Origin of the sequence: Mycobacterium sp. 852002-51163_SCH5372311 (assembly GCF_001667115.1) — a bacterium.
Taxonomy (GTDB): Bacteria; Actinomycetota; Actinomycetes; order Mycobacteriales; family Mycobacteriaceae; genus Mycobacterium.
Genome location: NZ_LZIJ01000088.1, coordinates 1 through 668, shown reverse-complemented (window position 1 = coordinate 668; position 668 = coordinate 1). Strand labels below are relative to the sequence as shown.

Here is a 668-nt window from a genome sequence, read left to right as displayed (position 1 = left end):
TCGATGGTGGAAGGGTCTACCTGTCCCGCAAGGCTGTCCAGGTATTGCTTGGCGTACTCCCCTAGTGGCCGATTGGCCTTCGCCTTAGCGCTGCTCGGGTCGATGCCCTTAGCACTGTCCAGGGCATCCTCCACCTTTCGCAGACGCGCCTTGGCCTTGCGCTCGGTATCGAACGTCTCTGACGTTTGCTTGAACTGTCCCGTAGGTGCACCGAACTCATCGCGTACAGGCTCCAGCCATACAACCTGATACCGCACTATGGGATTGCCGAACTTGTCCACCTTGCCGGACGGCCGCTTGCGAATGTGAGCCATACTGCGTCCTCTCTTCTGCGGACGAGTCCTCCTCGTCGTCTATCGGCTCCGGAGGACCGTAGCCTTTGCATGTCGGGTCACCGCAGGGCTGCGGCTCAGTCTCTGCCGTGTCGTCCTGCTGGCGTTCCCGGTTCATGCCGACACCTGGACCTGTGTCGTGGCGCTGGCGTAGATCCGGCGAACCGTCGACGGTTGCCACGCCGGTTTGCCTAGCGGACTTAGGGTTTTTTCTTCGGTGAGAGCGGAAGCGATGGCGTCGTAAGTCCAGCCGGCATTCCTGTCTCGGACAATGCGGCGGACCACCGAAGCCGTTGCAGCTCTGGGTCTTCCGATTCTCTCGCCTCTGCGCTTCTT

General features: G+C 61.1%; 1 protein-coding gene and 1 pseudogene. Both read right to left on the bottom strand.

All coding sequences use genetic code 11. The features are described 5' to 3' along the window. Window positions 1-314, bottom strand: a pseudogene (locus A5791_RS11690) (site-specific integrase); the annotation flags it as partial. Window positions 315-446: 132 nt separating this feature from the next. Then, window positions 447-617: a recombinase family protein gene (locus A5791_RS25970; protein WP_231995867.1), complete on the bottom strand. Its 171-nt coding sequence runs from the start codon at window positions 615-617 to the stop codon at window positions 447-449. Window positions 618-668: the final 51 nt, after the last annotated feature.